The following is a 26,879-nucleotide window of genomic DNA, read 5'->3' as shown; positions in this document are numbered from 1 at the left end:
ATATTCTTATCATATTTATGAAGCAAGCAATCAAACCCGCTGATGAACGTCTGTTCTGCTATCCCTCAGGTACCCTTCAAACCATTTTGATTTGAACAGCGGGTTCACTTTCTCATCACTGAGCTTTTTGTAAAGGTTGAGCTTGGTGTGGACAAAATCCAACAGCAGTTCATCCACCACTTTGTCAAACTTGTATCGCATATTTTCAAGTGTGTTGTCACCGGTCATTACTTCCCGCAGGTCATCCCGTTGCTGAAGCTTCTCCTGCATTTTTCCGATATCCACCCTGTCATCATCCGTCAGTTCAATGCCATAGGTGTCGTTCAGTGTCTTAATAATGTTTGACAGCAGGTCTTTCTCATCATTCGTGTGCTGGGGGGTGCCGAGGCTGATGCCCTTGGCTTCACCGTCTGTCTTCTCAAGGCGAATCCAGCCGGATGAGGTTTCTTGCATCCGAAACGATGCCAGGTCAATGGCATCCTGAATCTCATAGGGCAGTTGGCCTTTCCGCTTCGGCAGTTTGCGGTTCAGGTTGCGGCAGAATACATACAGCTTCTCCAGCTCGACATCCTGAAAAGTTATAATCTGAGAGATGTACCCGTAAAGCCGGATGAAGCTTTGAAGGGCAGAGCGAAAGTCCTCTTTTGTGTTGTCGTCCGGAATAGCCTTCCATCGTTTTACAACGGTGTCCAGAATGGGCTGGAGTTTTTCCATCGGCTCAGAGGGATGGAAAAAGATTTCAGCAAAGGCGTCCACCTCCTTGGATATAAAAAGGGAAAAGCCCTCGATCTCGGCCTGTAAATCGTACAGCTTGTCAGGGTCTGTTTCTTCTTCCAGGAATACGGTCTGGTAATAATCCTGAAAAGCCAGCCTAATCGCTTCAGTATCATTGACAAAATCCAGAACCATGGTGCTGCTCTTACCCCGCATGGTACGATTTAAGCGGCTCAATGTCTGAACGGCATTAACACCGCCAAGTTTTTTATCAACATACATGGTATGAAGCATCGGCTCGTCAAATCCGGTCTGGAATTTGTTGGCGACAATCATGATACGGTAAATCGGGGTTTTAAATGCCGTGACGATCTGGCTGGAGGGCAGTTCATTAAGGCTGGTCTCGGTGTGTTCGTCCCCGCTGTCCGGGTCTTTGACCGTGCCGGAGAATGCCACCAGGGGTTTGAAGGGGAGGTTCATCTCCTTCATCAGCCGTTTAAAGTTCAGATAAAACCGGAGAGCATGAAGCCGGGACCGGGTAACAACCATGGCCCGGCCCTTTCCCTGGACGGCATTGGCTGTTTTTTCCAGAAAATGGTCCAGCATGATACGGGACTTCATTTCGATTTCGTGCGGATGTAAATCCACATAGGACATGAGCAGCCGAAGAGCTTTCTTTTTTTCGTACTCTTTGTCACCCTCGACCTTTTTGGCCAGCTTAAAATACCGTTTGAATGTGGTGTAGTTTTCCAGCACATCCAGAATAAAATGCTCCTCGATGGCCTGCCGCATGGAGTAAGTGTGAAAGGCGACAAACTTGCCGGCAGAATTTTTTCTGCCGAACAGTTCCAGGGTTTTGCCCTTGGGTGTGGCGGTAAAGGCGAAAAAGCTGATGTGCGGCTGCCGGCCACGGGAAGTGATTTCTTCGACAATCTCATCTTCCAGGTCAAATTCTACCGTGTCTTCTTCTTCAGCTTCCTCCAGGTTGACGGACAGCACTTTTTTCAAATGCTTGGATGTTTCGCCGGATTGGCTGGAATGAGCTTCGTCGATGATAACCGCAAACCGCTTTCCCTTCAGTTCGGTCATGGTTTTTGAAATCACCGGGAACTTCTGGATAGTGGTGATAATGATGCTTTTGCCCTTTTCAAGGGCCTCTTTCAACTGGCCCGATGTTTTGTCTATGGGTTGGACCACACCCTTGACCTGCTCGAACTGCTTGATGGTGTCCTGAAGCTGCTTGTCCAGCACCTTTCTGTCAGACACCACCACGATACAGTCAAACATTCTGGCCGTGTCTTTGCTGGTTTTGTAAAAACTGGCCAGATGATGGGCCAGCCATGCAATAGAATTGGATTTGCCCGAACCTGCGGAGTGCTGAACCAGGTAATTGTTACCGGCTCCATCTTCCCTGACTGCCGCCAGTATCTTTCTGACGGCATCAAGCTGGTGGAACCGGGGAAAGATAAACACTTCATGCTCCTGGCTTTTAACCTTGCCGCTGGCCTTATCGTAATACTGCTCCTTGACCTTCTGGATATGCAGGTAGTTCTGGATTAAGTCCAGCAGGGTATCCGGCTGAAGAATATCTTCCCACAGGTAAGCGGTTTTGTGTCCGCCGGGGTTTACGGGGTTTTCCGTGTCAAGGTTGAACGGCAGGAAGGTCGTCTTGTCCTGCTGGAGCCGGGTGGTCATAAAGGCTTTTTCGTTGCCAACAGCGAAGTGGACCAGGCAGCGTTTGAATTTGAACAGCTGCTCTCTGGGGTCCCGGTCCTGCTTGTATTGCTTGATGGCATTTTCAACAAACTGGCCTGTCAGGGAGTTTTTCAATTCAGCGGTGATAATGGGCACACCGTTTAAAAATAGGGCAATATCCAGGCTGTTCTCGTTTTTGACACTGTATTTAAGCTGCCGGATAATGGCAAACCGGTTGTCCTTGTAAACCTTCTGTGTTTCAGGGTTCATGCCGCTGGTCGGTTTGAAAAAGGCCATCTTGAACGTACAGCCTCTTGTCTTAAACCCTTTCCGTAAAACGCTCAGGGCACCGGACTTGGCAACTTCAGCAGACAATCGGGAGAGTATCTTCTGGTCGGTTTCTGATTTGAGGTACCCCTGAAGTTTCTTGTACTCCTTGGGCTGAGACGATTGAATAAACTTGAGGACTTCAGCAGGTATCAGGCAGGCTTCCTTGTCGTATTCTTCCGGCTTTCGCTTATGGTAGCCTGACTTTAGCAGGTGCTGTTCAATGTGTTCTTCGAAATCCTGTTCCAGATAACCAGGGCTCATGGGATGACCTCGTCTCTTACATCGATTTTTCCGGTAACCACATCGGATATTAGAGTGGTGCGGTATTCTTGTAAAACGGCTATTTGCTTGTGCAATGTATTTATACCATGATCAATCGTTTGCGAAAATTTAGAACAATACTGAAGAATGTCTTTCTGTTCTGGTATCGGCGGAATAGGAACTTTTTGTGATTTTATCATGCTTCCCGTTATCAGTGGCTGTGCATTTTGATTAGCCAATCTATTTAAATCCAAAACCCCAAGAAACAATGAAAGGTAATCAATGAGAAAATCCTTAATATTAGAAAGACGAAGAGCATTATCAGTTATCCAGGCGGGTGGATTAACCAAATGAACATTTCCACAAAGAGCTCCGACCCGTCCGATTGCTATTGTTGGCTCCTGAATATTCGTCTTGCTTGTATACCCCATTACTCCATTACCACCAATTACCGGAATGTTCTTCTGATCAGAAGCTTCAGTTAGAAAATCATTGTTTGATAGGAACTCTCCGCTGCCAATTCTTAAATACCATCTTAACGATGCTGTTGCCCAATGCTCCGGCACCTTACCTAGCCACTCAATCCCGGTATCCTTCATCTTGGTCTTGGGGTTCAGCCCTTTGGTGACAGCATGGCTGATAAGGGCTGTCCGCTGCTCCTGGAGCAGTTCAACCAGCTTCTGTTTCTTTTCAATCAAGGTGTCGATGAGGCGGGTTTTGTGGTCGAGGTAAGAGGCGATATGATTTTGTTCTTTTGGCGATGGATATGTAAGCTTGACATTACTGATGAATGTCCAATCTGCTCTTGGCATCTTCGCACCAAAGGTTGAGCTGTTGACCAACTCAATAAACCATTGTGACCGTAGCTTTTGTTCAAGAAACTCGGGAAGGACCTCATTGTCAAGAACTCGGAGGACAAGGAATTCTCCGACACAGACACCGGATTTGTTCGGCCGAGCTACTTTAGCAAGATACGGACGAAGCTTCCCAAACAAAATATCATTGGAACAAAAACACTTTGCTTGGCTTTCAAAAGTAATTTCATTGTCTTGAGGGCTTATACGACCGGTCCAGCTTTCAACATTCTCAAGAGCAATATAGATTTCATCTTGTTTTTTTGTGTTTGTCTGTTCGTTCACATTCTTAGCCAGAAATTTTAACCGCTTTACTTCCCACTGTTCCGGCACTTCGCCTATCCACTCAACCCCGCTGTCCTTATACTTCGGATACCGTTTCATCAGGACAGCACCTCGCTCAGCAATCCATCTGTCTCTTTCTCCAAAGCAAGGATGTCGGCCTTGATTTCATCCAGGGACCGCAGGGGCTGATACTTGTAAAAGTATTTCGTGAAATTGATTTCATAGCCGACCTTATCCTTGCTGCGGTCCATCCAGGCATCCGGCACATGGGGCAGGACTTCACGCTTGAAGTATTCGTCGATATCCACCTTCAGCGGTATCTTTTCATAATCCCGTAAAGAGGTATCTGGCTTGGGGTTGCCGTTCTTGTCCTTAACGATCTTGTCTTTCTTCATCTCCGGTCGTTCAACCGTCACCTTGGTAAAGCCGAAGTCCTCGTTGTCAAAAACCTTGCAGAACTCCCCGTCTTTAAAGCCGGTGTAGATATCCGTTATCTGCTGTATCTGTTCGGTGGTGATGAAGTTTCTCTTGCTGCCCAGACTTTTCCGCATTTTCTGGGCAAAGGAAACCGCATTGACAAGCTGGACCTTACCTCGACGATGGGCAGGCTTGCGGTTGGTGACAATCCAGATGTAGGTGGCGATACCGGTGTTAAAGAAAAGCTCCGTGGGCAGGGCCACAATGGCCTCCAGCCAGTCACTTTCAATAATCCATTTGCGGATGTTGCTTTCTCCTGACCCGGCATCTCCGGTGAACAGGGGAGAGCCGTTGTGAATGATGGCGATACGGCTGCCGGTGGGCTCCATTTTTGAAATCATGTGCTGGAGAAACAGCATGGCCCCGTCACTTACCCTTGGCAGGCCGGCATGGAAACGACCGCCGGGGTCTTCCGCTTCATTGTTAATAAAGGACTGTTCCTTTTTCCAGCTGACACCGAAAGGTGGATTGGAAAGCATGAAGTTGAACCGTTTATCCCTGAACTGGTCATTGCTGAAACTGGTGCCCAGCTTGATGTTGTCCGGCTCACCGCCTGTCATCAGGACATCCGATTTTGCAATGGCATAGGTCTGCTCGTTGAGCTCCTGGCCGAACAGAATGACCTCCAGCTTGGGGTTGATGTGTTTCTGGATATGCTCTTTGGTGATGGTCAACATGCCGCCTGTACCACAGGCCGGATCATAAACAGAACGGACAATGCCCTTGCCCTTGAGTTCTTCCTTCTGCTCGGCAAATAACAGGTTGACCATGAGGCGGATGACCTCACGGGGGGTGTAGTGCTCTCCAGCAGTCTCATTTGACATTTCTGAAAAACGGCGAAGCAGTTCCTCAAAAATGTAGCCCATCTCATGATTTTTGACTTTGTCGGGGTGAAGGTCTATCTCGGTGAACTTGTCCACCAGCATGAACAGAAGCTCGTTCTTGGCCAGCTTGGCTATTATCTTCTCGATGCTGAAGTTGTCGATGATTTCCCGAACATTCTTGCTGTACCCGTTGATGTAGTTGTTAAAGTTGGCTTCGATATTGCCGGCATCCTGGGTCAGCCGCTGAAGGTCATACAGGGAGACATTGTAAAACTTCAACCCTCCGGTAGCCTGCAAAACAACAGCAGACGGGTCATCCAGCTTCTTCTGGAACTTTTTGTATGTGTCGATGATTTCGTCTTTTTTGCCGTTTAAAACACAGTCCAGCCGGCGGAAAACGACAAACGGAAGAATGACATCGCCATACTCATGCTGCTTGAAAGTGCCTCGTAGAATGTCATCTGCGACCTGCCAGATAAAATTAGCCTTGTCCTGGAAGTTGTTCACTTTGTCTGTTGCTCCTGTATTGGTTTATTGGCCTGACTGCTCCCCATCCCTTTATTTACACCCATATTTGTTTCATATCAACAGCATTTCCCCATAGTTTCAGCCTAATTACCGGAAGTTTGTTTGAAGGATAGACGGAACGGGGAGAGAATAAGTGCAACAGAATTGTTACACTATAAAGTTTTGTAATTACGCCTGTTTTACACTTTTAACCGTTTTGTGACACTTTCAGGTGTCATCTGTAATTACAGTGTCACGGGTATCTATGACGCACACTTTTCGGGTAACACAAGTTTTACACGGGTCACCCGATAAATTGAGGCCTTTCGAACTTCATCACTGAAAGGCTTTATTTGTCTTATTTAAAATCCCTGTGAAATTTTTGTATCTCCTTTTGAACAAACGCATCTGCCTTCCGTGCCGCCTCCCATTCAGGGTACCGTCTCATTTTACCGAAGTCATATTGACCAGACCACAGTTCTTGTAGCCTACGGTCCATCATTGCATTAATTCTTCTATCAAACTCTTCTTTCCGGTCAGGATCGAATTCAATTGCCTTATGATAGAAATCTGACGCTATAGAATACCGACCTAAATCAACGGCCTGAAGTGCCTGTCGTATTGCTGGCTCTGCCTTAGCTCTTTCCGTACTTTTTTCTGTTTGTTGAGACAGTATAAAAAACATTACACCACACATAAGAACAGTTGCAGTCGATATATATTTTAATTTTTTTGTGACATTTACTCTCATTAATCCTGCACTTTTTTTTAGTTTTAAAACGCCCAACAATATTAAAAAAATTAATGCAATAAAAATTAAAAAGAGTGCAATTACGTTTCTTGTCTTTTTACGGCTTTTTGATATTTCCTCTAGGGTAAACTTCGACCAAATATTACATTCCTCATCTTTCGATACCTCTAAAACCTTTTTAAGTAAAGGTATCGCTTTTCTATCTTTGTCTTGATAAATGTAAAGTTGTGCATAATTACACAATACAACAGGATCATTTTCCTTCAATTCAAGTGCTTTTTTAAAATCCAATTCAGCTAGCGAATAGTCTCCCTTTTCCATATAAGATATGCCTCTATACAAATAGAGGAATATATCTTTTTTGTCAGTATTCAAAGCCAACGTATAATATTTTATAGCATTTTCATATTCCTTAAGCCCCCTGTAAACGTCGGCCATCCTTATATTATTATCATAGGAACCCTCGTTACTTTGATGAGCGATCATTAAATATTTTAGTGCATCTCTGTCATTGTCGGTTTTATGATATGCCCAACCCAAAGCTGATAGTGCCTCCCAGTTATTGCCTCCCAATTCCAAATATTTTAAAAATGGTTTGATAGCATTTTTGTATTCTTCTTTATTAAACAGGAATTTTCCTTTCTTTAAATAGGCATCCTTGTTATTGGGATTTAACTCAATAGCTTTTTCTATATCAGCAAAAGCAAGGTCATTTAATCCCATTTTCCAGTATGAAACACTTCTCGCTATATACAGATTTGCTCTATTGTCATCAAGCTCTATCGCTTTCGTATGGTACTTTAGAGCCTCTTTAAAATTTCCCTTTTGTAAATAACATAAACCCAAATTTGAATATCCGGTTGGGGATTTAGGGTAATATCTCAAATATAAACTATATGCTTGAATCGCTTCTGTATAGTTTCCTTTTTCAAAAAATTTTCCTCCATCGATAAAATTTACATCATCCAAATTTTCTACTTTTGTAATAGACGTCTTGGGTTCAGCCTGGAAACCAGAACCGTTCAAACTATCTCGCCGATCACCTTCTGAAAAGCCTATCAGTCCCGATCCACTTGTGTTCGCAATGCTTAACACTTTGTCTACGGTTATTCCATGGGCTATATGCCCTAAATAATAGACTATAACATTGTTATCCTCAGAAATTTTTCGAGCTACAATATTTTGACCGTCTTTTGTCATTATTACTCCTGTCTCTATTGTCGTCTTCGGTGCTATGAACTTATAGTCCATCTCTTTTTCTGGTGTTTTTGAAGAATCAAGAAATTTACTATCCGCACACAAGAAGGCTGAATTGAAAGTTAAAATAGAAACAACGAGCAGAATTGATATTGTCATACGGTTCATATCCAAATTATCCTCGCTTAAGCTTTATGGTTTTCTCTCCTGTTGTTTATGGGCTTCTATTATTTTCAACGCTACTGTTTTCCACTCAATCATTGGATCGTCTTCGTATCTGTTGAAGATGGACACTAGCTTATCCGGTGTTTGCCCCTGTTCCAGTCTTTCTAACTCGCCCTTGGAATCGGCCTTGATACGGGTTCCTATCCAACCCAAGTACTCCATTGTTCCAAGCCAGATTTTATCTGACACCAAAGGTCGCAAAGCTTTTATCAACGCATCCAGATTTTCGGTATCGAGCATCGGCTCCATACTGACCGAAGTCTGAAATCCTTGATTGCGGGCGTATGCCAAGCATTCCTTTCGTTCCTCATAGGTCGGGGCATTGGGTTCCCAGAAGCCAAGGATATCATCGTCCATTGCCCCAATGGTAAAACGAAACAGAATTGTGTCTTTGAAAAACTCACAGGCCGAGCAGAGTCTTTTGATACAGTCAAGCCGGGGCTTAGACATAATCAGCACTTTGTTTCCGGCTCGTAAAAGTTTTCCCAAGACAAGGAGCGTGGCGTCGAGATTGCTGGGAAGAATGTCGTGCGTTGATGGAAAGCCAATCAGCCCTGCATGTAATGTTCGTTTTTTTGTAACATGATGCTCCCTTATTTTCATTTTAGACCAGTGATTTGGGGCTATTTGATTTCGATTGGCGGCAAAGTATCGTCCATAGCAATAGATACAGTCATTTTCACAGCCACTACAAAAACTGACGTTGTTTTCTGGCTTTGTCCAATCGCTATGTCCGCCTTTACGCTTTGATTTCCGCTTCTTTTTCTTGATGGCCTGGATGCTTTCTCGGAACTGTTTTACGGTCTGTGGCGTCTCAACAGCCTTTTCCACTAACTCCTTTTTTTGATTTGTATCTTTGACTTGGGTAAGCAGGACCTTTTGGCTGTGTCCAAGTTTTCCGTACGTCAGGAAAAATGCTTTGCTTTCCTTTCTGAAAAAGTGATCGTCTACGGCCACCTTGACGGCATCGTAAATCCAGGTCTTTTTGGGAACATCGCCGGTGCCATTGTTCAGCCTCTCTTCGAGTTTGGCGAACGACTGTTTTCGGATTTTCTCTTTCTTTCGGGCTTTTTCATAGGTGCCGTAAAAGGTCCGCACCAAATACCGACCGGCTTGAAGCATCGCCTCGTGTATGTGCTTGGCGAAGATGCCTCGAAGGTGGTTGAAGGCAATGTCCACCAGGTGTTCGTCGGCTACGGTTTCCTCTGGAATAACTGGAACCAGTGCTTCCTGGCTCAATGCTTCAATCAGGATGCCGGCCGTTTTCTCGATGTTATGATGAAGGTCTCGGAAGCCTGCTTTGCGGATTTCCAGTTGTATGGACTCCACTTGGTCCAGGGTGTATTCTTGATTCAGGAACCACTGGTTCATCCCCTTTGTTCTACGGCCCCGGTAGTTGACGGCATCTTTATCGGTGAGCACAGCATTCATTCTATTGCTGATGAGGGCATCACGGAACCGCTCTACTGTTTCCGGTTTTGCGGTAAATAGGTTTTTGCACCCGCTTTTAGGGCGGCTCCCACCTTGGCCATAGCCGATGAAGGCGTGGATTTCGTCCCCTGGGAAATCGTAAGTAGCCTCGGACGCAACTTCAATAGCATTTGCGTTGTCGGCCCCGTGAATCCAAATCACCGTCGTTTTACCTGGTGCCTCGACAACAGCACGTATCGCATCCAAATAACCCGGTACCATTTCAGCATCGGCAATGACATTCAAGTCCAAGTTGCCCTTTCCCATGCCACGAGGGTATTTTTTCGAGTCGGGTTTGTGAAAATGGGTATTGATGATGGCCGAGCATCCGATTTGATGTGCCACCATCTCTGTAATGGGTCCCGTGTTTTCGTCGTCCTTGGGCTTACCGTCCCGAATGCAAGCGTGGGGAGCGATGAGCAGGATGTCGGTAGAGCCCTTGATAATCTTGATGTGATCGGGCTTTACAGAAGATTCAGGTGAGGCCATGATTGCTGATGGCTCTTCACGTCTGGTTTTGTAGGCCATAGCACCCTCGGCATTATGACTGCGTTGGTGGTTATGGAACAGAGTGACAACTACTTCTTAACATATACGACTATCTAACTATAAACCTATCTCTTGTAGGTGACGTTTATTTTATAGTATAGTCCTATACAATAATATAATAGGGCTTTTGCCAAGCAATTTTTGAATAAAATGGGGGAGAGCCAGGGGCTGGGTTAGAGGTAACAGGAATAATCTTCCGCAGACTGGAAAAAGGTGGGGCAGTTGTTCACCCGCCAACGAAATCATCGTCAACAGTGAGGCACACTTTAATCATTTTAGAATTTTTGACCGCGATGGGAAAGCTCTCAGGAGATGAATCGACCCTGGATTTAGGCAGGATGCCGAGTGCTGGCACTGGGTCAAAACTGGTACACTGGGACCACATCCTATTTCGCTTATTTCATCAATTTCATGCTGAGCAAATGAGCTTAAAGCACTGTGGGTGGGGCAAAGCGTTGACTGTCTTGGGTTTATGGGATTTACTATTATTAACGGTTATCGGACTCATAACCCGAAGGTCACAGGTTCGAATCCTGTCCCCGCTACCAAAATAAAAACAAGGGGTTATCGTTTACAACGAGCCCCTTTTTTGGTTTCTGAAAAGACAACCCCCCGACTATACCCACCACAGAAAATAAGGAAAGGCCCATGGAACACCTGGCAGACCCCAATATCTGGCTGGCCCTGACGGCGCTGACGGCCTTAGAGATTGTTCTGGGCATTGACAACATCGTGTTTATCGCCATTCTGGCGGGCCGGCTGCCGGAAGATCAGCAGGCCGCGGGAAGGCGCGTGGGCCTGGCCCTGGCCCTGATTACCCGAATCCTTTTGCTTTTTTCCCTGACCTGGATCATGCGGCTGACCGCGCCCCTGTTTTCGGTGCTGGACAACCCGGTGTCGGGCCGGGACATCATTTTAATCGCCGGGGGTTTGTTTCTGCTGGCCAAGAGCACGGTGGAGATTCACGCGGCCATCGAGGGAGAAGCGGACAGGCACGCGGAACGAAAGGGCGGCATCGCGCCCTCCTTTTTTTCCGTGGTAACCCAGATCATGGTGCTGGATATCGTGTTTTCCCTGGATTCGGTGATCACGGCCATCGGCCTGGCCCAGCAGATATGGGTGATGGTCACGGCCATCGTGATTGCCGTGGGGGTGATGATCGTGATGGCCGACATGGTGAGCGCCTTTATCGAAAAGCACCCCACGGTCAAGATGCTGGCCCTCTCCTTTCTGCTGCTGGTGGGCCTGGCCCTGATCGGCGACGGGGTGGACCTGCACATTCCGCGCGGCTACATCTATTTTGCCATGGGGTTTTCCGTGTTCGTGGAGGTCTTGAACCTGCGGATTCGCGGCCGGAAGAAAAGTGCGGCATGAGTCAAAAGCCAGAAAGAGGCGGCATGGCACCAGCGATCACGCTTCGATCACCACGCCGCAATCTTCACACCGGTACCTTGACGGGCCGGTGGTATCGGTCGCAACCGGCTCAAACGCATAATGCTTCCGGCCGGATGATTCAAAACACTCCGGGCAGTAACCGTCTCCCAGCTCCTTGACTTCGATGGTCAGGTGGCAGTGCCGACACCGCACCCGGGGCCGGTTCTCGGGTATCAGGGCCAGGTTGGTGTGATTACAGCGTGTCATGGATCAACCGCTACTCTTTTCCCGCCTTTTCAATTTTCCCCAGCAGGGCGTCCCGCTCGTCTTCCAGGTCGAGAAGGGTGCGCATCGTAAGGGGCTTTGTGGAGTGGGCCGGCATACGGGCACGGGCCTCTTCCAGTTTTTCTTCCAGGGCCGCCAGTTGGGCTTTGAGCTCATCAATAGTCGGCATAAAACCGGTTCCTCTTACTTATATTCGTAGATACCCCTGCCGGTTTTGCGGCCCAGCCAGCCGGCGGCCACGTAGGACTTGAGCAGCGGAGAGGGCCGGTACTTGGGGTCGCCGTACCCGTCCTGAAGCACGCCCAGAATGGCCAGCACCGTGTCCAGGCCGATCAGGTCGGCCAGGGCCAGGGGACCCATGGGATGGTTCATGCCCAGCTTCATAATCTGGTCGATGCCTTCGGCCGTGGCCACGCCTTCGTAAAGTTCCCACAGGGCCTCGTTGATCATGACCATGAGCACCCGGTTGGAGACAAATCCGGGCACGTCCCGGCACTCCACCGGTATTTTGCCCATGGCTTCGGCCACCGCGCGCACCGTGGCCGTCACCTCCGGGGTCGTGGCCAGGCCGTTGATGACCTCCACCAGCTTCATCACCGGCACAGGGTTCATAAAATGCATGCCGATCACCTTTTCCGGCCGTCCGGTATGGGCGGCAATGCCGGTGATGGGAAGCGAGGATGTGTTGCTGGCCAGAATGGCGTGGCCAGGGGCCAGCCGGTCCAGGGCGCTGAAAATATCGGCCTTGATCGACATTTTTTCCACCACCGCCTCTATTACCAGGTCGCATTCGGACGCCGGGTCCAGGGTCACCGCCGGTGTGATCCGGCCCAGGATGGCGGTCTTGTCGTCAGCCGTGATTTTTTCTTTTTTAACCATCCGGTCCAGGCTGCCGGCAATGGCGGTCATGCCCCTGTCCACCAGGTCTTCGGAGATATCGTTCATAAAGGTGGTATAACCGGCCTGGGCCGCCACCTGGGCGATGCCGTTGCCCATCTGGCCGGCGCCGATAACCATTATGGTTTTAACTTCCATTGCCAACACTCCTTTTCTGTTTACAGTGCGCTCCAGACGTGTGTATGCCGGGCCTGTTGTGTGACACCGGCAGCCTTCAGGAAACCTCGAAAAACTAAATTCACCGCGGAGACGCAAAGGCAAACATGAACGCTACATATAAAGGAGAAAATATAACTCTTTGCGCTCTTTGCGCCTTTGCGGTGTAAAAAGAATCCCCGCTTTTCAGCAATAGCCGTCAGGTTTGAAGACGCCCCGCTTTGCGTACGCCGCAGTGACGAGGAATGCGGCGCAACGCAGAAATTGGGCTTTTTACAAAGCCGTCAGGGTTTGAAGACGCCCCACTTGACCGGTATCCACCAGGTGATACCGAAAACAAGGGTATAGACCACGGCGGCAGCGGGCGAATAGCCGGCTTTCATGGCCACGGGAATGGCCATGGCCAGTTCCAGGGGGTGGCCGATGACCCACAGCAGGGTAACAACGACCCAGAGGCCGTACAGAAGGCCGGAAAAGGGCGCGGCCGCGCCGAAAATGATAAAAGCCCATCCCGCAACAGCACCGGCCATGTTGGCATACCAGAAATTTTTACTATTCAGCATCTGCTCCGTCCTCTGAAAATTTGTAAATCAAGGGTTGTCAAACGCCGGGCCTGACAACGGCGCCGTCGAATCAGGTAAAAAAGGCCCATCGCACAAAAAAATAGAACAGGGCAAACAGAATGGCGGTAACGATATAGCTCTTCCAGTCGGTGGGTTTAAGGGCCTTGCCGTCGGCCTGAATCTCCCCCACACGCTGGTTGCATTCCGGACACCTGGTCGCGTTCAGCGGCATCCTGGCAAGACAGTCCGGGCACTGTTTATAGGAACGATAGACGGGCTCGTCGCCCCGGCCCTTGCCTGACGATGTTCGTTTGCCAAACATCACGCACCTCCCTCTGCCCGTGGCTCATTATGTTCCGCCTGAAGCGCTTACCTCAGGAACGCCTCGTCAATGGTGATGTCGCTTTCCTGGCGCATGGTCTTCAGCCAGGACATGAACACCTCGTTTTTCTTCTGCGCGGTCAGCCGCTTGACAACAGCGTCCCGCTTCTCTTCGAATTCCGAGGCCTCGGGTGCCTTTTGGTCGTTTAACACCACAACGTAATAACCGGTTCTCCCCTCCACCACATTCGGGGCAACCGGCTGATTTTTGGTCAGGTCAAAAGCGGCTCTGGACAGGGCCGGCTCGTTGCCGATATCGGGAACAGCGCCGGTTCGGCCGAAAAAGCCGGTGGCCACGATCTCGGCCTGCGTGCCGGCACAGGCCGCCTCCAGGGGCTGGCCCGCCTTTACCTTTTCAAGCACGCTTTCGGCCTCGGCCTGGGCCGCCTCTTTCCGCATCTGTTCCCGCAGATCTTCTATCACGCGGGCCTGAACGTTCTCCAGCGGGGGCACCGCGGCCGGCATCACTTCCGTCACCTGAAAAAGAAAATGCGTATTGCCTTCGGTAATCACATCGCTGATCTCTTTTTCAACAAAGTCAAAGGCCTGGCGTACCATGGTGCGGCCGGCTTCAACATCGGCCAGGGTATCGTTCTGCGTAATGGCGTCGGTAGTGACGGCCGTCAGGTTCCGGGAGGCGGCGGCCTGTTCAACGCTGTCGGTGTCCAGGGCCATGTCAAACAGGGTCAGGGCCTCCTCATAGGCGTACTCTCCGGCCTTCTGGTCCAGCAGCTGCTTTTCAATGTCCGCCCGGACCTCGTCCAGGGGCGTGGTGAATGCCGCGTTGACCTTTTCCACCTTGATGATGTGCCAGCCGAACTGGCTTCTCACCGGCTCGCTGATCTCTCCCGGCGCCATGGAAAAGGCCTTTTCCGAAAAAGGCGCCACCATGTCTTCCCGGGTAAAGGCGCCCAGGTAGCCGCCCTCGCCGGCGCTGGGACCCTCTGAATACTGCCTGGCGGTTTCAGCAAAGTCCTTGCCCCCGTCCGTCACCATAACGTAAATATCAGCGGCTTTCTGCCGGGCTTCCTCCACCCGGGCCTCGTCCGCGTCCTGTTCCAGGGAAATCAGGATATGCCGGGCCTCCACGGTCTCTTCGTTCCAGTAGAAATCCTGGTTGGCCTGGTAAAAATCGGCGATCTCTTCTTCGGTCACCTTTACCTCGGACAGGTAGCGGGCGGGCGCCACGCGCACATAGGTGATTTTCCGTTTTTCCGGTGTTTTGTATTGATCCTTGTGTTCCTCATAATAGGCGGCCACCGCCGCTTCGGCGGGATCAACGTCGGTACGGCCCTCTGCCGCAAACACGGCGGCCGTGATCTTCACCCGGGCGTTTTCCCAGTCAAACCACTGCCGGGCCTCGTTGTCAGACACCAGAACGCTGTCGGTGATCAGGGTGCGCAACTTGTCGACCAAAAGGCCCTGTTTCTGGCTCTGCTCAAAGGCGGCGGCGGTCATGCGGTTGCTCTGCAGCAGCCGGTTATACCGGGTCTTGTCAAACCGGCCGTTGTTCTGAAAGGCGGGAATGCTGCTGATGGTTGCGGCCAGCTCGCTGTCCGACACGTTCAGGCCCAGTTTGTCCGCCTGCTGCAGAATGATCTTTTCCGAGATCAGCTGGTTCATGGCCTGCTCCTTGAGGTTGAGCATCTTGAGCAGGTCGTCGTTTAAGGCACCGCCGAACTGCTGGCGGTAGGTATCCAGAAGCCGCTGGTAGGTGTATTGGAACTCCCGGCCGGTAACAATCTCCTCGTTGACCGTGGCCGCCGTCACCTCCTGCTGCTCCCGGAAATTGCCGATGCCCAGAAAAATAAAGGCCAGAATGACCAGGCTTAAAACCCCTTTGATGATAATGGATGAGGCTTTTTGTCGCATGAATTGAAGCATAAAATACAAACTCCTTTACGTGTATGGCCGGTGGCTCCGGCAGGATGCGGCGGACCCGGCGAAGTTTATCGTCTACTGTTCATAAGCGATCACCGGTTTTTTTGCAAGTATTAACATACAGATGTGGCCCTGACGGAACAAAAAGGACAGCAGGAGGCCCTGCTGTCCTTTTTTGCTTTTTTTTCCTGGCAAACCCGTTGTGAACCGGAAGCAAAACCGCGCCGGTTCTTCATCAGATGCCTGCTGTCAGGGCTTGATATGACAGTCCGTGCATTTCACCGGGCCGGCGCCGCCGGCCTTGTGGCAGTCGATGCAGTTGATGTGGATTGCGCCGTAATAATACTCCAGCTGCATGGCGTCCCACTCCGCCGGGGAAATTCCGGCCGGTTTTCTCGGGGTCTTGCCCGGCTTGTCATGGCACTCCATGCATCCCTGCACCGAATCCCCGACTTTCAACGCCAGAGGCTTGCCCTCCTTGTCGTGGTGACAATCGCCGCAGGCAATGCCGTATCCGTCGGGCTTGGCGGAAAAATGTTTGGTGTGGGTGAACATGACGATCCCCATTTTATGGGGGTCAAAGGCCTTTGTGTTCTTCATTTCAATAACGTCACCGGCCTCACCGGCGGCAGGGGCCGCAGGGGCCGGTTTTGCCGGGGCCTCGGCAACGGACGGAGCTTCCTGTTGGGCCGGGGTCGCCGGTGCCGGCTTTTCCGCTTTCGGCGCCGGCCTTGAAACAGGCTTTGCGACATACCCCTTCGGCGGCTTGCTCTTGCTGTCAGGGGGCTTACCGCAACCGGTAAGAACAAATGAAGACACCACAAAGAAAATTCCGAACATCAGTAAAAACCGTTTCATAAACACTCCTCCTGTAAACCAAATCCGGTCATGTATTTTGATCTGCCCCGTGTGTTCCAAAGCACCTTTGGGACAGGTGACTTCCGGCATTCCATATCATAAGACGCAAATTTTTTCACGCCGCGGGCGCGCCGATTGATCTTTTTGCCTGTTTTAAAATGCCCAATAAAAATTTTATGCCGGAGACACTACCGCATTTTTCTTTTCAGAACAAGCCGGTTGTCAACTTTGATGCTCTCGTAAAAAGTCTGTTTGGGATGGCAAAGTAAAAAGTTCAATATCAAGGCGCCGCAAATCCCGAGGAATGAGGCGTACTTGTCGTACGCCGCAGTGACGAGGGGTGCAGCGCAACGCAGATATTGGGCTTTTTACGAAGCCATCAACTTTGACATCTTTTATTCAGGCTTATGTGCCAGACCGCGAACCCCTTGATTTTTTGATTTTAGAGGCGCATAACGCATCAAGGGACCTGTTGTGCGAATAAAAACCGGAAACGCGAGCATTTACAATAAATATGTCTGCCGAACAGGAAAGCGTCGATACCATTATTATAGGGGGCGGTCTCAGCGGGCTTTACACAGCCTTTATGCTGACCAAAAAGAAAAAATCATTTGTTTTGCTTGAGGCCCGGCCCCGTGTGGGTGGCAGGATTTTAAGCCCGGCGCATAACGGCTTTTTTACCGACCTGGGGCCTTCCTGGTACTGGCCCGCGAGAAACCCCAGGGTAAACGCGCTGGTAAAGGCGCTGGACCTGGCCGGATACCCCCAGTTTGAATCAGGCCTGTGCCGGTTCCAGGCACGGGACGGCCAGACGGAGACCATTCCGGGATATCCGATGAACCCGCCCGGATGGCGGCTTGACAACGGCATGATATCGCTTGTCAACGGCCTCTGCTCCCGGATTCCCGGGGATCGCATCCGGCTCAACCATCCGGTTTGCAAAATCAAACGGCTGGACAATGGTGCCCGGGTTACGGTCGGCTGTCTTGACCAGGTGCCTCAATGCCGGCTGGAGGCATCCAGCGTTATTCTTGCCTTGCCGCCCCGTCTTGCCGCCGGTTCCATTTTGTTTACACCAGACCTGCCCCACGACCTTACCCAGGCCATGTTAAGGGCAAGCACCTGGATGGCGGGACAGGCCAAATTTTTCGCGCTTTATGACAAAGCGGACTGGCGGCGGTCCGGCCTTTCAGGCCAGGGGTTCAGCCTGTGCGGCCCCCTGGGGGAAATTCATGACGGATCCGGCAAAACCGACAGCCCTTACGGACTGACCGGATTTGTCGGCATTCCGGCATTGCGGCGCAAGGACAGCCAGACCATGATCCAGGCCATCCTTGGCCAGCTTGCTCTTCTTTACGGCCACACAGCCGCACAACCGGTCAGCGTCTACTACCAGGACTGGGCGCAGGAACCATTTACCGCCACCGAATATGACCAGCGGACGGCCCACAACCACCCCGAGTTCCTGCCACCTTCCGGAAAAACAAGCACCTGGAACAACACCCTCCACTTTGCCGGCTCAGAAACAGCAGACGATTTCGGCGGTTACCTCGAAGGCGCCCTGTCCAGCGCCGAGCGGGCTGTTTTAAGTTTGGGGTAAAAGCATCTTTTGACATACAGGCTCGCAAGTAGAAATTTTTTTGGTCTTATCTTTCCATTATGTCAAATTTCATGCCATACGACTGACGGAATTTGTGCATTGGTAAAAAGTCTAAAATTTGTGAAAATACTGTACGGCCTTGGTTCATGGGAACATCCTTTCGTTTTAAGGTTCGAAAGGATTATGTTCCACAAGCGTCAAACTTCAAGTCGACAACAGTCTTTTGGGTTATTATTGTCAAACATTATAAAACCTTATAAGCTTTTCTGAAAAATTAACCGGACACTACTGACATATGGTATCAAATAAAAAAGGCAGCAGAGATTCCTGCTGCCTCGGATGTTGTGGCTCCCCAGCGCACCATCGAATTTAATAATTAATATTTTGGAATAATTATATTTTTGATTTTTAGTTTAGAAAAATGCCCCCTAAAATACCCCCATATTTTTCTCTATAATTTTTTTAAACCGTTTACTGGCCCCGCGCCCAGGAAATAACCATCTTCTTTTGTGGGTCTGTTTCGGGAGAGGCATGATGGGCGTCTGCCACATCTCGCCTGAGTTCCTGTATGCCCCGCAAAGCACTTTTACCGGACGCAAGGCCATGCCTGGCCAGATAACACCCAACTACCGTGCCGGTTCTTCCCTTGCCACCCCAGCAATGCACATACACAGGTATTGAGGCATCAATTTCCCGGCCAATATGATCCAGAATGCCGACCATTTCATCTTCTGTGGGGATATTCTGATCCTTTATTGGAAACCGGGCAAACGTGACGGCTTTACCCGCTGCAATCGCCAGAGACTGCATAAGCGGTTCGTATGAGATGAACGGCTTGCCGGCGTGGTCCTTTTCATCGGGCTCCATCAGGCTGACCACATGCCGGATACCGTGGTCCAGCAGGCCCTGCAATGTTTTTCGGGCCTCTTCTTTATTCAGACCACCCGGATAACACCCGGCCATCAGTTTACCGGGGACAACCCAGTAACAACGGTCAAAAGGAACGGTATAGTGTTCAACATCCTCTTCTTTAGACCGGAAGTATAGCCCGCTGCCCGGGTATTTATTCCACCACCCGTCACCCTCTTTAAAACCCGTATATAAGTCGTCGGCAAGCTCCGTGATGACGTCTTTTAGTTCCAGTTGATCCAGATACCGCTGGGGAATGGCGGATACCCCTAGCAGGGCGCCCATAATGTTTCCCGTGATAGCGCCGGTGCTGTCGGAATCGCCGCTGTGGTTCACCGCCAGGGTGACGCCCCTTTCAAAATCATCACCGCCCACCAGCGCGCAGTAAATTCCTATGGCAAGGGCCTCTTCGGCAATCCACCCTTCCCCCAGGGTCTCTACGGTTTCAAAGGAAGGTTGTTTACGCCGCCAGGCAAGAAGAGCGGCCCCGATTGCATCCCGGCATTCTTCACAGTCTCTCTGCTCCGCAAGGATGGCCTGGGTGGCTTCAATTGCCTGGATAAGGCTGTATCCATCGATAATGTGCCGGATGATCTGGGCCAGGCATCCGGCCGCAAGATAGCCCGTTGGGTGGCCATGGGTAAGGGCCGCCACCTCGCAGCCCGTTTCAAAAACTATCTCCAGAGCCTGGGTCAGTCCAACCGGGGCGATCCGCATAACACCGCCGCACCCTTTGCTGTCATTAATCGGTTCTTTCATGCTGCCCTGGCGAGAAGACCGTAATGCGGACAGACAGGAACTGCCCGGCGCTCGTTCGCTGTGTAGTTCCGGGATATCCATCAGCCAGCTGACATCCCCATCCTTATCAACACTGCTATCTTGGGTCATCAGCCAGCGTTGATATGAATAATAAACAACGGCGGGTGGATAACAAACCCCTTTATGCCGCCACCGGGTAACAGACCGCAGCATACCTTCGGCCGTAAACAGGGTCATCTGGGTATCATCCGTGATAGCACCGGTTTTACCGGAGACAGGGGCGTAATCTACTATCCCGGACGGGCCGAACCGACGAAGGATGTCGTCAAGCGACATAAACTCCACAGGCGCACCAAGGGCGTCACCCACCGCGCCGCCCAACAGGCAGCCCTCATAATGCTCAATCTTATGTCTATTCTCCATTTTTTCCTTTTTCCTTAATTCATACCCGTAACTTAAAAATGCCGTTCAGCGCATCAAATGAAAAGGAGCAGACAGGCCGGTACATTTGAATAGTCGGTTTTTTACAATACTGAGGCTTTGGGGCATACTTTTTCTCCCATCCCCTAAATATTTGATTATTATTGCCATATCAAACTCTCACAAATTATTCAATCAGCAACGAATCTTATTTTATCCCCAAACCGCAGGGAACACATGATCCACTATTACGGCTGTTACAGCAACAAGAGCCGGTGACAACGGAAAAAGGCGGGCCAGCAGCTCCCGCACCAGCCCTTGCCGGCCGGCAACTCTGGTTGCAACGCCACCGTAACTCAGAAACGTTCCATAAAACGGAACGCAAAACCACTTTCCTAATGCTCCGTTGAGCGCCCACCTTCCCTGCAAACAAAGCTATCGTTCCGTCCTATGGAACAGCCATGGTCTATTCTGGCTTTACAAAAAGGGGGCAAAACCATGACACTTGGAGAAAAACAGACCATCATAGAAAAAGAGGTGCTTCTTCCCAAACAGTCAAGAAAAGAAAAGGCACGGGATCTTCAGCTGCTTCAGGAAAACCTTGAATTGATCCTCAAACACCAGGATATGATTCTTGCTTCTCCGGAACTGTTTCATTCCGGCCCGGTTGATGCCGTCATCGGCCTGATTTACATGGGCGGCCACCGGGCGCCCATCGGCGTCCTTTTGCGGTTGTGGCAGCAGGACCTGTTGATGGCCCTTTGCCCCCACTGCGCGGGCAGGCTTTACATCTTCTCGGCAGGCGGGTCCCCCCTGTCCGGCATCAATCGGGCCACCGGCATCTGCGCATCCTGCAAACAGTTTGTCCGAACAGGACTTCCCTCCATTGGCATGGTGTTAAAGGCATTAAAAGAGCTCAAAGCCAGCCTGAACCGGCAGCGGATACTTCGCACCAGGGGCCAGTATTTCAGCTTCAAGGATGGCCTGGCCGGGGAGCCGGTGCCGGATGTCATTCTTGAACCGGGCATCACTCCGGTGAGCTTTGAAGAACTTTTGTGCCGGCTCAAACAGCATGACACGGAAAAGCAGTAATTATCATAACCGCAGGCCTGCCCGGACGACCCCATAGCAGAGGGTCTCTGAACAAACAAGTCAATACTTTATTTGTTATGGCGGGCGCAACCCGGCATCCAGTATCAAAAATGACGTCCCCGGAAAGGAATCTTTATGGCAAAACTGACACTTCACAGTAACAGCATCGTTTTAAGAGGGCGCATGATCAGAATTGCAAAAAAAGACGATCTTGAAGGCATTATGGCTATTTTTAAAAGCTGGCCTAAATCATATGACTATGAATCAGCGCAATCGTATTATAAAAATTTTTTTGATGGAAAGCATGATGCAGACGTTGTTTTTGTTTTAGAAAAAGAAGGCGAAATAGTTGGGACTGCCGGTTATTGTTTAGAGCAATCGGAAGGAGTTAAGGGTATTTATTGGCTTAATTGGCTGTATACATCCCAACACCACAAATGCAAAGGATATGCTTCCACTCTTCTTGATTTTGTCATAGAGCAACTTAAAAAGAAAAATGCTCGAAAGCTGTTTGTTAATACCAGTAGCCATAAATTTTATAAAAACGCTATCAGATTATATGTAAAATTTGGCTTTGAGGAAGAAGGGTGTCTTGAAAAATTCTATTCAGAGTCTGAGCACCAAATCATTTTTGGCCTTGATTTTAAAATGATTCAGAAGATTCCGTTTGATTCCAGTTTAAGCGCATAGTCATTATCCGGCATAAACCGTGACCAGCACCTCGCCTTTTTTCACGCTGGGCGTCACGCGGTGCGCCCAGGTATACTCCGCATTATCAAAAGGGCGAAGGGCTTCGTGCAGCAGGTCCGCGGCCTCTGTCAGATCTTCGAAGGAGAGATCATCTTCGTCGTTGGTTGTGATGAAGGCGAGGAGCCCTGTTTGCACGGCGGACGGGGGAATGCCGGCATAGACTTGCTTCAGCGCCTTCCGCATGGCTGTTGCCGGGCGATTTTCGCCGACCGCGGTAGCCATGCCAAATCGTATGCCCCCTGTACGGCTTAAAACGGTTTTGATGTCGTCAAGATCAAGGCCCACAAGCCCCGGATAATAGACCGGGTGACAGAGGCCAAAAATCGCGTACGGCATTAATGCGGTTGTGTCGGCTGGTGTTGCGGGGACGTTCACAATGACGTCGTTTGGCTGCCGGGTCCATACAGGTTGCCGGGCATTTGCCGGCGCGGCCGGGGCCAGGCAAAAGGTTACGGTCATGTTGGAAGATTGTCTGCGCCATTCGGCAAATTGAGTGCGCAGTGCTTCGGGTATACCCCTTTCCGTGTCGGCGACAATGAGTGCCAGGTGGCTTTCGGCCAACAAATCTGTGAGAAGGGTGCGGGTTGCTTCCGGCAGATACAGGTTGGTGTCTTCTGTGTCGTGCGTGTCCACAAAGAGGTAGTCCACGTTGCGGTCGATGTGGCCGAACCGGTGGACCATCCGTGAAACAGCATACAGGCCGGGTCTGCCCATGCAGAAGACTGTTGTTTTGAAAGAATCATCAGGATGAGTCATAGGAGCAAGCCTTTTTATTTCTATGGGCCGGGGCGATGGCGCCAGCGAGTCGGTCGGCGAGGGTGCAGATAACGACAATGGGAGAACGGTTCCGGCGCATGCGGCCAGAGCGTTCAGAAGAAAGTCGCAGCGACTTATAGTTCGGGTTGTGGTCATGGTGTAGTCCTTTTTTTATTTTGAATATCCCGCTATGATGTTCCATAAGTAGGAACGGGACAGGTTTTATACCTGCTGACCTTCTCGGGTCCTTATTGTCTCAGGTTCCACTTTGTCAGACATGGGTCGCAAAAGCACATGGAATGGACGGCAGCGCCGCATTGCGGACAGGTAATCTGGTTGATTACCCCGGTCTCTATTTCTTCGAGGGGATCAGGATCAATTACATATTCTATGTCGGGGGGATGATGGCCGCAAAAAGCACAGGGCTTCAGCTTCCGGGTATCATCTGTTCCATGACCGGCACGTTGGTTCCATTGGCCGATGGCGGCGATTTCAACCTGCACACGGTCAGCGGTTATTCCTACGGTAGTAACGGGACCGACAGCCCGGCAGTACCCACAACGCAGTTGACATGCAATTTCCATGTCCGTGCTTGTTTTTAAATCTTCTGGCGGTGCATATTCCATGCGCAGCCATGTCTGGGCGTGGCCGCAAAAAGGACATGCCAGGCTGCGGGGCAAGTCTTCTTTTTTGCCCTGCGGCAGCCCGGGAAAAGTAATATCGGTCAACGGGATTATCCGCTCAGCCTGCAATGGACTTATTCTAACTTCATCACATTCATAGCGACCTTCCACGATGACCGGCCTGCCCGGCAGCAAGGCGTGCCGGGCAGACTCGTAAATTTCAGCCGGAATGACGACTTCGATTGCCGCATTGTTGTCTTCCAGCTCCGCCAGGGCCATGGGACACCCATCTTTGCCCTGCTTATACTCAACCGCTTTCCAGATACCATCGACAGCGACCCGGCCGCCTTGAGGATTTTCGTAAATGGAGCACAGGGGGGTAGTAGTCGGGCGCTTCAATTTTGCATGACAATATGCCGGGGGCGCCGGGGTTAAACAGATTCCCATCGCCCTTTTTTCAAGGGCCCGCCGAAGGTGTGGGGACCATTCGCCGACCTCCGGCAGAGCCGGGACAGCCGGCTTTCGGGGCTGTTGTAGATCGAGTGACGGCTTCAAAATCTCATCAAGAACTGCCATCATTTGCGACCGGGTGGCGCCGGTGCTGTCAAACGCACCGGCTTTGACCAGGTTTTCAAGAGCTTTTCTATCCTGCAGTAGTTCCGGACGCCCGGCCGACATGCGGTTACAGAAATCAGACAGGGATACAAATGGACCGGCGGCGGTGCGCTCGGCAATAATTGCGTCTATCAGTCCTTTGTCTGTTTTCTTGACGCATGCCAGACCGCATCGTATCTGCCCGTTGACCACTGTAAATTGTCTGGCACTTTGATTGACATCCGGCGGCAGGACAGGGATGTTGCTGTCGCGGCATTCACCAATTAAGCGGGCGATCCTGTCTACACACCCGAAACTTATGTCCAGCCACACCGCCATGAATTCAGCTGGAAAGTGCGCTTTGAGACATGCCATCTGCCAGGCAATGAAGGCATAGGCGATGCTGTGGGCTTTGTTGAATCCATAGGCGCCAAAGTATTCGAGTTGTTCAAACAGTTGCAACGCCGTGGCTTTGTCAATGCCTTTGGCGGCGGCGCCGTTAATAAACCGTTGGCGGTGATCTGCAATTTTTTCGGCTATCCTTTTTCCCATCGCCTTGCGAAAATCGTCGGATTGTCCCGGCGTGTAGCCTGCCAGCACCTGGACCGCCTGCATGATCTGCTCCTGATAGACCGGCAGGCCACAGGTCTCTTTTAAAATCGGTTCCAGTTTCGCCGTGGGATAAGTTGTGTCTTTCAGGCCTTGTTTTCTTCCAAGGTAATCTGCAACCATGCCATTTTCCAAAAGGCCTGGACGATACAGGGCGATCAGCACGGCAACTTCAGACAGCGATCGCGGCCGGGCTTTTACCAGCAGCTCTTTCATGCCGGTGCTTGCAAGCTGAAACACACCGAAAGTGTCTCCTTTGGACAGAAGCTGACAGGTGGCGGCGTCCGTGGTGTCTATCCGGGAAAGGTCCGGCGTTTGCCGGCCCTGGTTCTTTATCAGTTGCAAGGTATCGCTGATAACCGTCAGGTCCCTCATGCCCAGCAGGTCCAGCCTGGCCAACCCCATGGTTTCCAACGACCGGGCGTCAAGCTGGGTTATCATTTCACCTTTAAAACGATATAAGGGCGTGTAACAGGTCAACGGTTTATCGCTCAAGACAATCCCGGCGGCGTTCATAAGAATATGGAACGGCAACCCTTCCAGCTTCCGGATGACGTCCATCAGCTCACCAAACTCTGGTTTTGAATCGATCAGTGCCCTCAAGGCCGGCTCTTTTTTCAGGGCGTCGTCCAGACTTCTGGCGCCAGGCGGTATCAGCTTTGCGACTTTGTTCACGTCGTCCAACGGCATAATCAGCGCCCGACCCACCTCCCGGAGAGCGGCCCTGCTTCTCATGGTGCCTAAAGTTGCGATACAGGCCGCATAGTCCTCCCCGTCATCCCGGTTGTATTTGTCCATCAGATATTGGTGTATTTTTTCCCGGCCGTTAATGCAGATGTCCACGTCGATATCCGGCATGACGTTTCGTTCCGGGTTCAAAAACCGTTCAAACAGCAGACCGTGCTCGATGGGATCAACACCGGTGATGCCCAGGCAGTAACAGACCAGGCTGCCGGGCGCAGATCCCCGGCCCGGGCCGGTGAGGATACCGTTGTTTTTAGCATACGCAATAAAATCGGCTATGATCAGAAAGTAGCCGGGGGCCCCCATCTCATTGATTACAGCCAGCTCATACGCTAACCGCTGTTGATAAACCGATTTATCGGCGTGGCTGCTCTGCTTGCAAATGTGCTGCCATCGTTTTTTCAGGCCGGCCATGGCGCTATCTTCAAGCATGTCAGCCATGGTCTTGCCCGGTGGTGTTTCAAGCACGGGAAAATGCCGGGCGCTGAAGTCAAAGGCCACCTGGCACCGCTCTGCAATGGCTACGGTGTTGGCCGCGGCCCTGGGAAAGGGCTCCAGAAAAACGCACATCTCCCCGGTGGACTTGAAGTTGAGCTGGTTGGTATCAAACTTAAGCCGGTCGGTATCGTGGATGGTCTGGCCTGTCTGAAGACATAAGGCAATCTCGTGGGCACGGCTGTCTTCAGGGTCCAGGTAATGACAGTCATTGGTGCCCACCAGGGGGATGGAAAGTCGCCGGCTCATGTCCAGCAGGGCGTTGTTGACCGTTTCCTGTTCGGGCAGGCCGTTGTTCTGGACTTCCAGAAAAAAATTTCTGTCCCCCAGCATATCGCAATACTGCCGTGCCGCGGCATCGGCTTCGTCCTGCCTGCCCCTGCAGATCAGGTGGGGTATTTCTCCTTTCAGGCAGGCAGACAGACCGATCAGGCCTTTGGCGTGTTTTTGTAGCAATGCTTTATCAATCCGGGGTTTGTGAAAAAAACCGTCCTGCTGGGCGATAGTGGCCAACCGGCAGAGGTTGCGATAGCCTTCCATGGTTTCGGCCAGCAAAACAAGATGGGACAGGCCGGCGTGGTCTGCCGGTGTTTTGTCGGCGATGGTCCGCGGCGCCACATAGCATTCACAGCCGATTATGGGTTTAATGCCCGCCCTGACGGCTTCCATGTAAAATTGAATAACGCCGAACATGGTGCCGTGGTCGGTGATGGCCACGGCCGGCATCTTGTATTCAACGGCCCGCGCAACCAGATCGTCCGGGCGAATTATCCCGTCCAGCAGGCTGTAGCAGGTGTGAACATGAAGATGGACAAATTGATCTGGGACGGTCGTCATGGCGGCTCCTTTGGACTTAACTGTTTAATCGATATTTACGCAGGGGCGAACCTTGTGTCCGCCCTTTGACCGGGCAGACACGCAGGTCTGCTCCTGCCATTCAATGCGCAGCGATCCTGTTTAATCAAATTATAGATTTGGGTTGTTCCAGATGACG

At 50.8% G+C, this 26,879-nt stretch carries 19 protein-coding genes; 4 read left to right on the top strand and 15 right to left on the bottom strand.

Annotated features, from left to right (window positions below; translation table 11 throughout):
• Positions 1 to 30: 30 nt before the first annotated feature.
• From DOLE_RS01385 to DOLE_RS01365, 5 genes are all read right to left on the bottom strand, one after another.
• Complete coding sequence (locus DOLE_RS01385) at positions 31 to 3,000, bottom strand: type I restriction endonuclease subunit R (RefSeq protein WP_012173707.1); 2,970 nt, start codon at positions 2,998 to 3,000, stop codon at positions 31 to 33.
• Positions 2,997 to 4,238: a restriction endonuclease subunit S gene (locus tag DOLE_RS01380; protein ID WP_012173706.1), complete on the bottom strand. Its 1,242-nt coding sequence runs from the start codon at positions 4,236 to 4,238 to the stop codon at positions 2,997 to 2,999. The genes DOLE_RS01385 and DOLE_RS01380 overlap by 4 nt, the downstream gene beginning before the upstream one ends.
• Positions 4,238 to 5,947: a type I restriction-modification system subunit M gene (locus tag DOLE_RS01375; protein ID WP_012173705.1), complete on the bottom strand. Its 1,710-nt coding sequence runs from the start codon at positions 5,945 to 5,947 to the stop codon at positions 4,238 to 4,240. Before DOLE_RS01375 ends, DOLE_RS01380 begins: the two co-directional genes overlap by 1 nt.
• 358 nt (positions 5,948 to 6,305) lie before the next feature.
• Positions 6,306 to 8,063: a tetratricopeptide repeat protein gene (locus DOLE_RS01370; RefSeq protein WP_083766495.1), complete on the bottom strand. Its 1,758-nt coding sequence runs from the start codon at positions 8,061 to 8,063 to the stop codon at positions 6,306 to 6,308.
• Between the two features lie 24 nt (positions 8,064 to 8,087).
• On the bottom strand, positions 8,088 to 10,118 hold the full coding sequence (locus DOLE_RS01365) for a radical SAM protein (protein ID WP_012173703.1): 2,031 nt from the start codon (positions 10,116 to 10,118) through the stop codon (positions 8,088 to 8,090).
• Between the two features lie 669 nt (positions 10,119 to 10,787).
• On the opposite strand from DOLE_RS01365, the gene DOLE_RS01360 reads away from it, so the two are divergent.
• Positions 10,788 to 11,513: a TerC family protein gene (locus DOLE_RS01360; RefSeq protein ID WP_012173702.1), complete on the top strand. Its 726-nt coding sequence runs from the start codon at positions 10,788 to 10,790 to the stop codon at positions 11,511 to 11,513.
• Between the two features lie 36 nt (positions 11,514 to 11,549).
• On the opposite strand, the gene DOLE_RS01355 is transcribed toward DOLE_RS01360, so the two are convergent.
• The 7 genes from DOLE_RS01355 to DOLE_RS18530 all read right to left on the bottom strand — a co-directional run bounded on the left by DOLE_RS01355 (position 11,550) and on the right by DOLE_RS18530 (position 16,534).
• Entirely contained in the window at positions 11,550 to 11,780 is a 231-nt protein-coding gene (locus tag DOLE_RS01355; RefSeq protein WP_041280281.1) for a hypothetical protein, read from the bottom strand.
• Between the two features lie 10 nt (positions 11,781 to 11,790).
• A complete protein-coding gene (locus tag DOLE_RS18110) occupies positions 11,791 to 11,967 on the bottom strand; it encodes a hypothetical protein (RefSeq protein ID WP_012173701.1) in 177 nt (58 codons plus the stop codon).
• A 14-nt stretch (positions 11,968 to 11,981) separates the two neighbouring features.
• A complete protein-coding gene (locus DOLE_RS01350; RefSeq protein ID WP_012173700.1) occupies positions 11,982 to 12,833 on the bottom strand; it encodes a 3-hydroxybutyryl-CoA dehydrogenase in 852 nt (283 codons plus the stop codon).
• Positions 12,834 to 13,135: 302 nt separating this feature from the next.
• A complete protein-coding gene (locus DOLE_RS01345) occupies positions 13,136 to 13,414 on the bottom strand; it encodes a hypothetical protein (protein ID WP_012173699.1) in 279 nt (92 codons plus the stop codon).
• Positions 13,415 to 13,484: 70 nt separating this feature from the next.
• Positions 13,485 to 13,736 carry a hypothetical protein gene (locus DOLE_RS01340; RefSeq protein ID WP_012173698.1) on the bottom strand — a complete coding sequence of 84 codons (252 nt, stop codon included), beginning with the start codon at positions 13,734 to 13,736 and terminating at the stop codon, positions 13,485 to 13,487.
• A gap of 47 nt (positions 13,737 to 13,783) precedes the next feature.
• Positions 13,784 to 15,679, bottom strand: coding sequence for a SurA N-terminal domain-containing protein (locus DOLE_RS01335; protein WP_012173697.1), 1,896 nt, complete (start codon positions 15,677 to 15,679; stop codon positions 13,784 to 13,786).
• A 246-nt stretch (positions 15,680 to 15,925) separates the two neighbouring features.
• Positions 15,926 to 16,534 carry a cytochrome c3 family protein gene (locus tag DOLE_RS18530; RefSeq protein WP_012173696.1) on the bottom strand — a complete coding sequence of 203 codons (609 nt, stop codon included), beginning with the start codon at positions 16,532 to 16,534 and terminating at the stop codon, positions 15,926 to 15,928.
• A gap of 514 nt (positions 16,535 to 17,048) precedes the next feature.
• On the opposite strand from DOLE_RS18530, the gene DOLE_RS01325 reads away from it, so the two are divergent.
• Positions 17,049 to 18,134 carry a flavin monoamine oxidase family protein gene (locus tag DOLE_RS01325; protein ID WP_012173695.1) on the top strand — a complete coding sequence of 362 codons (1,086 nt, stop codon included), beginning with the start codon at positions 17,049 to 17,051 and terminating at the stop codon, positions 18,132 to 18,134.
• A 471-nt stretch (positions 18,135 to 18,605) separates the two neighbouring features.
• Here DOLE_RS01325 and DOLE_RS17785 read toward each other — a convergent pair whose 3' ends face one another.
• On the bottom strand, positions 18,606 to 20,225 hold the full coding sequence (locus DOLE_RS17785; protein WP_012173694.1) for an ADP-ribosylglycohydrolase family protein: 1,620 nt from the start codon (positions 20,223 to 20,225) through the stop codon (positions 18,606 to 18,608).
• 495 nt (positions 20,226 to 20,720) lie between these two features.
• Here DOLE_RS17785 and DOLE_RS01315 point away from each other — a divergent pair, with 495 nt between their 5' ends.
• Positions 20,721 to 21,314 carry a hypothetical protein gene (locus DOLE_RS01315; RefSeq protein ID WP_012173693.1) on the top strand — a complete coding sequence of 198 codons (594 nt, stop codon included), beginning with the start codon at positions 20,721 to 20,723 and terminating at the stop codon, positions 21,312 to 21,314.
• Between the two features lie 135 nt (positions 21,315 to 21,449).
• Complete coding sequence (locus DOLE_RS01310) at positions 21,450 to 22,004, top strand: GNAT family N-acetyltransferase (RefSeq protein WP_012173692.1); 555 nt, start codon at positions 21,450 to 21,452, stop codon at positions 22,002 to 22,004.
• Positions 22,005 to 22,007: 3 nt separating this feature from the next.
• Here the strand turns inward: DOLE_RS01310 and DOLE_RS01305 are convergent, their stop codons facing one another.
• Positions 22,008 to 22,976 (bottom strand): FtsZ/tubulin family protein, encoded by a 969-nt coding sequence (locus DOLE_RS01305; protein ID WP_012173691.1) that lies wholly within the window; start codon positions 22,974 to 22,976, stop codon positions 22,008 to 22,010.
• 92 nt (positions 22,977 to 23,068) lie between these two features.
• Entirely contained in the window at positions 23,069 to 26,722 is a 3,654-nt protein-coding gene (gene dnaE / locus DOLE_RS01300; protein ID WP_012173690.1) for a DNA polymerase III subunit alpha, read from the bottom strand.
• Between the last annotated feature and the right edge of the window lie 157 nt (positions 26,723 to 26,879).

It is taken from the genome of Desulfosudis oleivorans Hxd3, from assembly GCF_000018405.1.
Lineage (GTDB): Bacteria > Desulfobacterota > Desulfobacteria > Desulfobacterales > Desulfosudaceae > Desulfosudis > Desulfosudis oleivorans.
The sequence above is the reverse complement of the archived record's forward strand: the minus strand, read 5'-3'. Positions and strand labels throughout refer to the sequence as shown.

Bases quoted from the DNA above. Each gene is read 5' to 3' on its own strand.
- DOLE_RS01355 (WP_041280281.1), bottom strand. From the start codon at position 11,780: ATGACACGCTGTAATCACACCAACCTGGCCCTGATACCCGAGAACCGG.
- DOLE_RS01380 (WP_012173706.1), bottom strand. From the start codon at position 4,238: ATGAAACGGTATCCGAAGTATAAGGACAGCGGGGTTGAGTGGATAGGC.
- DOLE_RS01310 (WP_012173692.1), top strand. From the start codon at position 21,450: ATGGCAAAACTGACACTTCACAGTAACAGCATCGTTTTAAGAGGGCGC.
- DOLE_RS18530 (WP_012173696.1), bottom strand. From the start codon at position 16,534: ATGAAACGGTTTTTACTGATGTTCGGAATTTTCTTTGTGGTGTCTTCA.
- DOLE_RS01360 (WP_012173702.1), top strand. From the start codon at position 10,788: ATGGAACACCTGGCAGACCCCAATATCTGGCTGGCCCTGACGGCGCTG.
- DOLE_RS01385 (WP_012173707.1), bottom strand. From the start codon at position 3,000: ATGAGCCCTGGTTATCTGGAACAGGATTTCGAAGAACACATTGAACAG.
- DOLE_RS01325 (WP_012173695.1), top strand. From the start codon at position 17,049: ATGTCTGCCGAACAGGAAAGCGTCGATACCATTATTATAGGGGGCGGT.
- DOLE_RS01340 (WP_012173698.1), bottom strand. From the start codon at position 13,736: ATGTTTGGCAAACGAACATCGTCAGGCAAGGGCCGGGGCGACGAGCCC.
- DOLE_RS17785 (WP_012173694.1), bottom strand. From the start codon at position 20,225: ATGGAGAATAGACATAAGATTGAGCATTATGAGGGCTGCCTGTTGGGC.
- DOLE_RS01370 (WP_083766495.1), bottom strand. From the start codon at position 8,063: ATGAACCGTATGACAATATCAATTCTGCTCGTTGTTTCTATTTTAACT.
- DOLE_RS01305 (WP_012173691.1), bottom strand. From the start codon at position 22,976: ATGACCACAACCCGAACTATAAGTCGCTGCGACTTTCTTCTGAACGCT.
- DOLE_RS01315 (WP_012173693.1), top strand. From the start codon at position 20,721: ATGACACTTGGAGAAAAACAGACCATCATAGAAAAAGAGGTGCTTCTT.
- DOLE_RS01365 (WP_012173703.1), bottom strand. From the start codon at position 10,118: ATGGCCTACAAAACCAGACGTGAAGAGCCATCAGCAATCATGGCCTCA.
- DOLE_RS01350 (WP_012173700.1), bottom strand. From the start codon at position 12,833: ATGGAAGTTAAAACCATAATGGTTATCGGCGCCGGCCAGATGGGCAAC.
- DOLE_RS01345 (WP_012173699.1), bottom strand. From the start codon at position 13,414: ATGCTGAATAGTAAAAATTTCTGGTATGCCAACATGGCCGGTGCTGTT.
- DOLE_RS18110 (WP_012173701.1), bottom strand. From the start codon at position 11,967: ATGCCGACTATTGATGAGCTCAAAGCCCAACTGGCGGCCCTGGAAGAA.
- dnaE (WP_012173690.1), bottom strand. From the start codon at position 26,722: ATGACGACCGTCCCAGATCAATTTGTCCATCTTCATGTTCACACCTGC.
- DOLE_RS01335 (WP_012173697.1), bottom strand. From the start codon at position 15,679: ATGCTTCAATTCATGCGACAAAAAGCCTCATCCATTATCATCAAAGGG.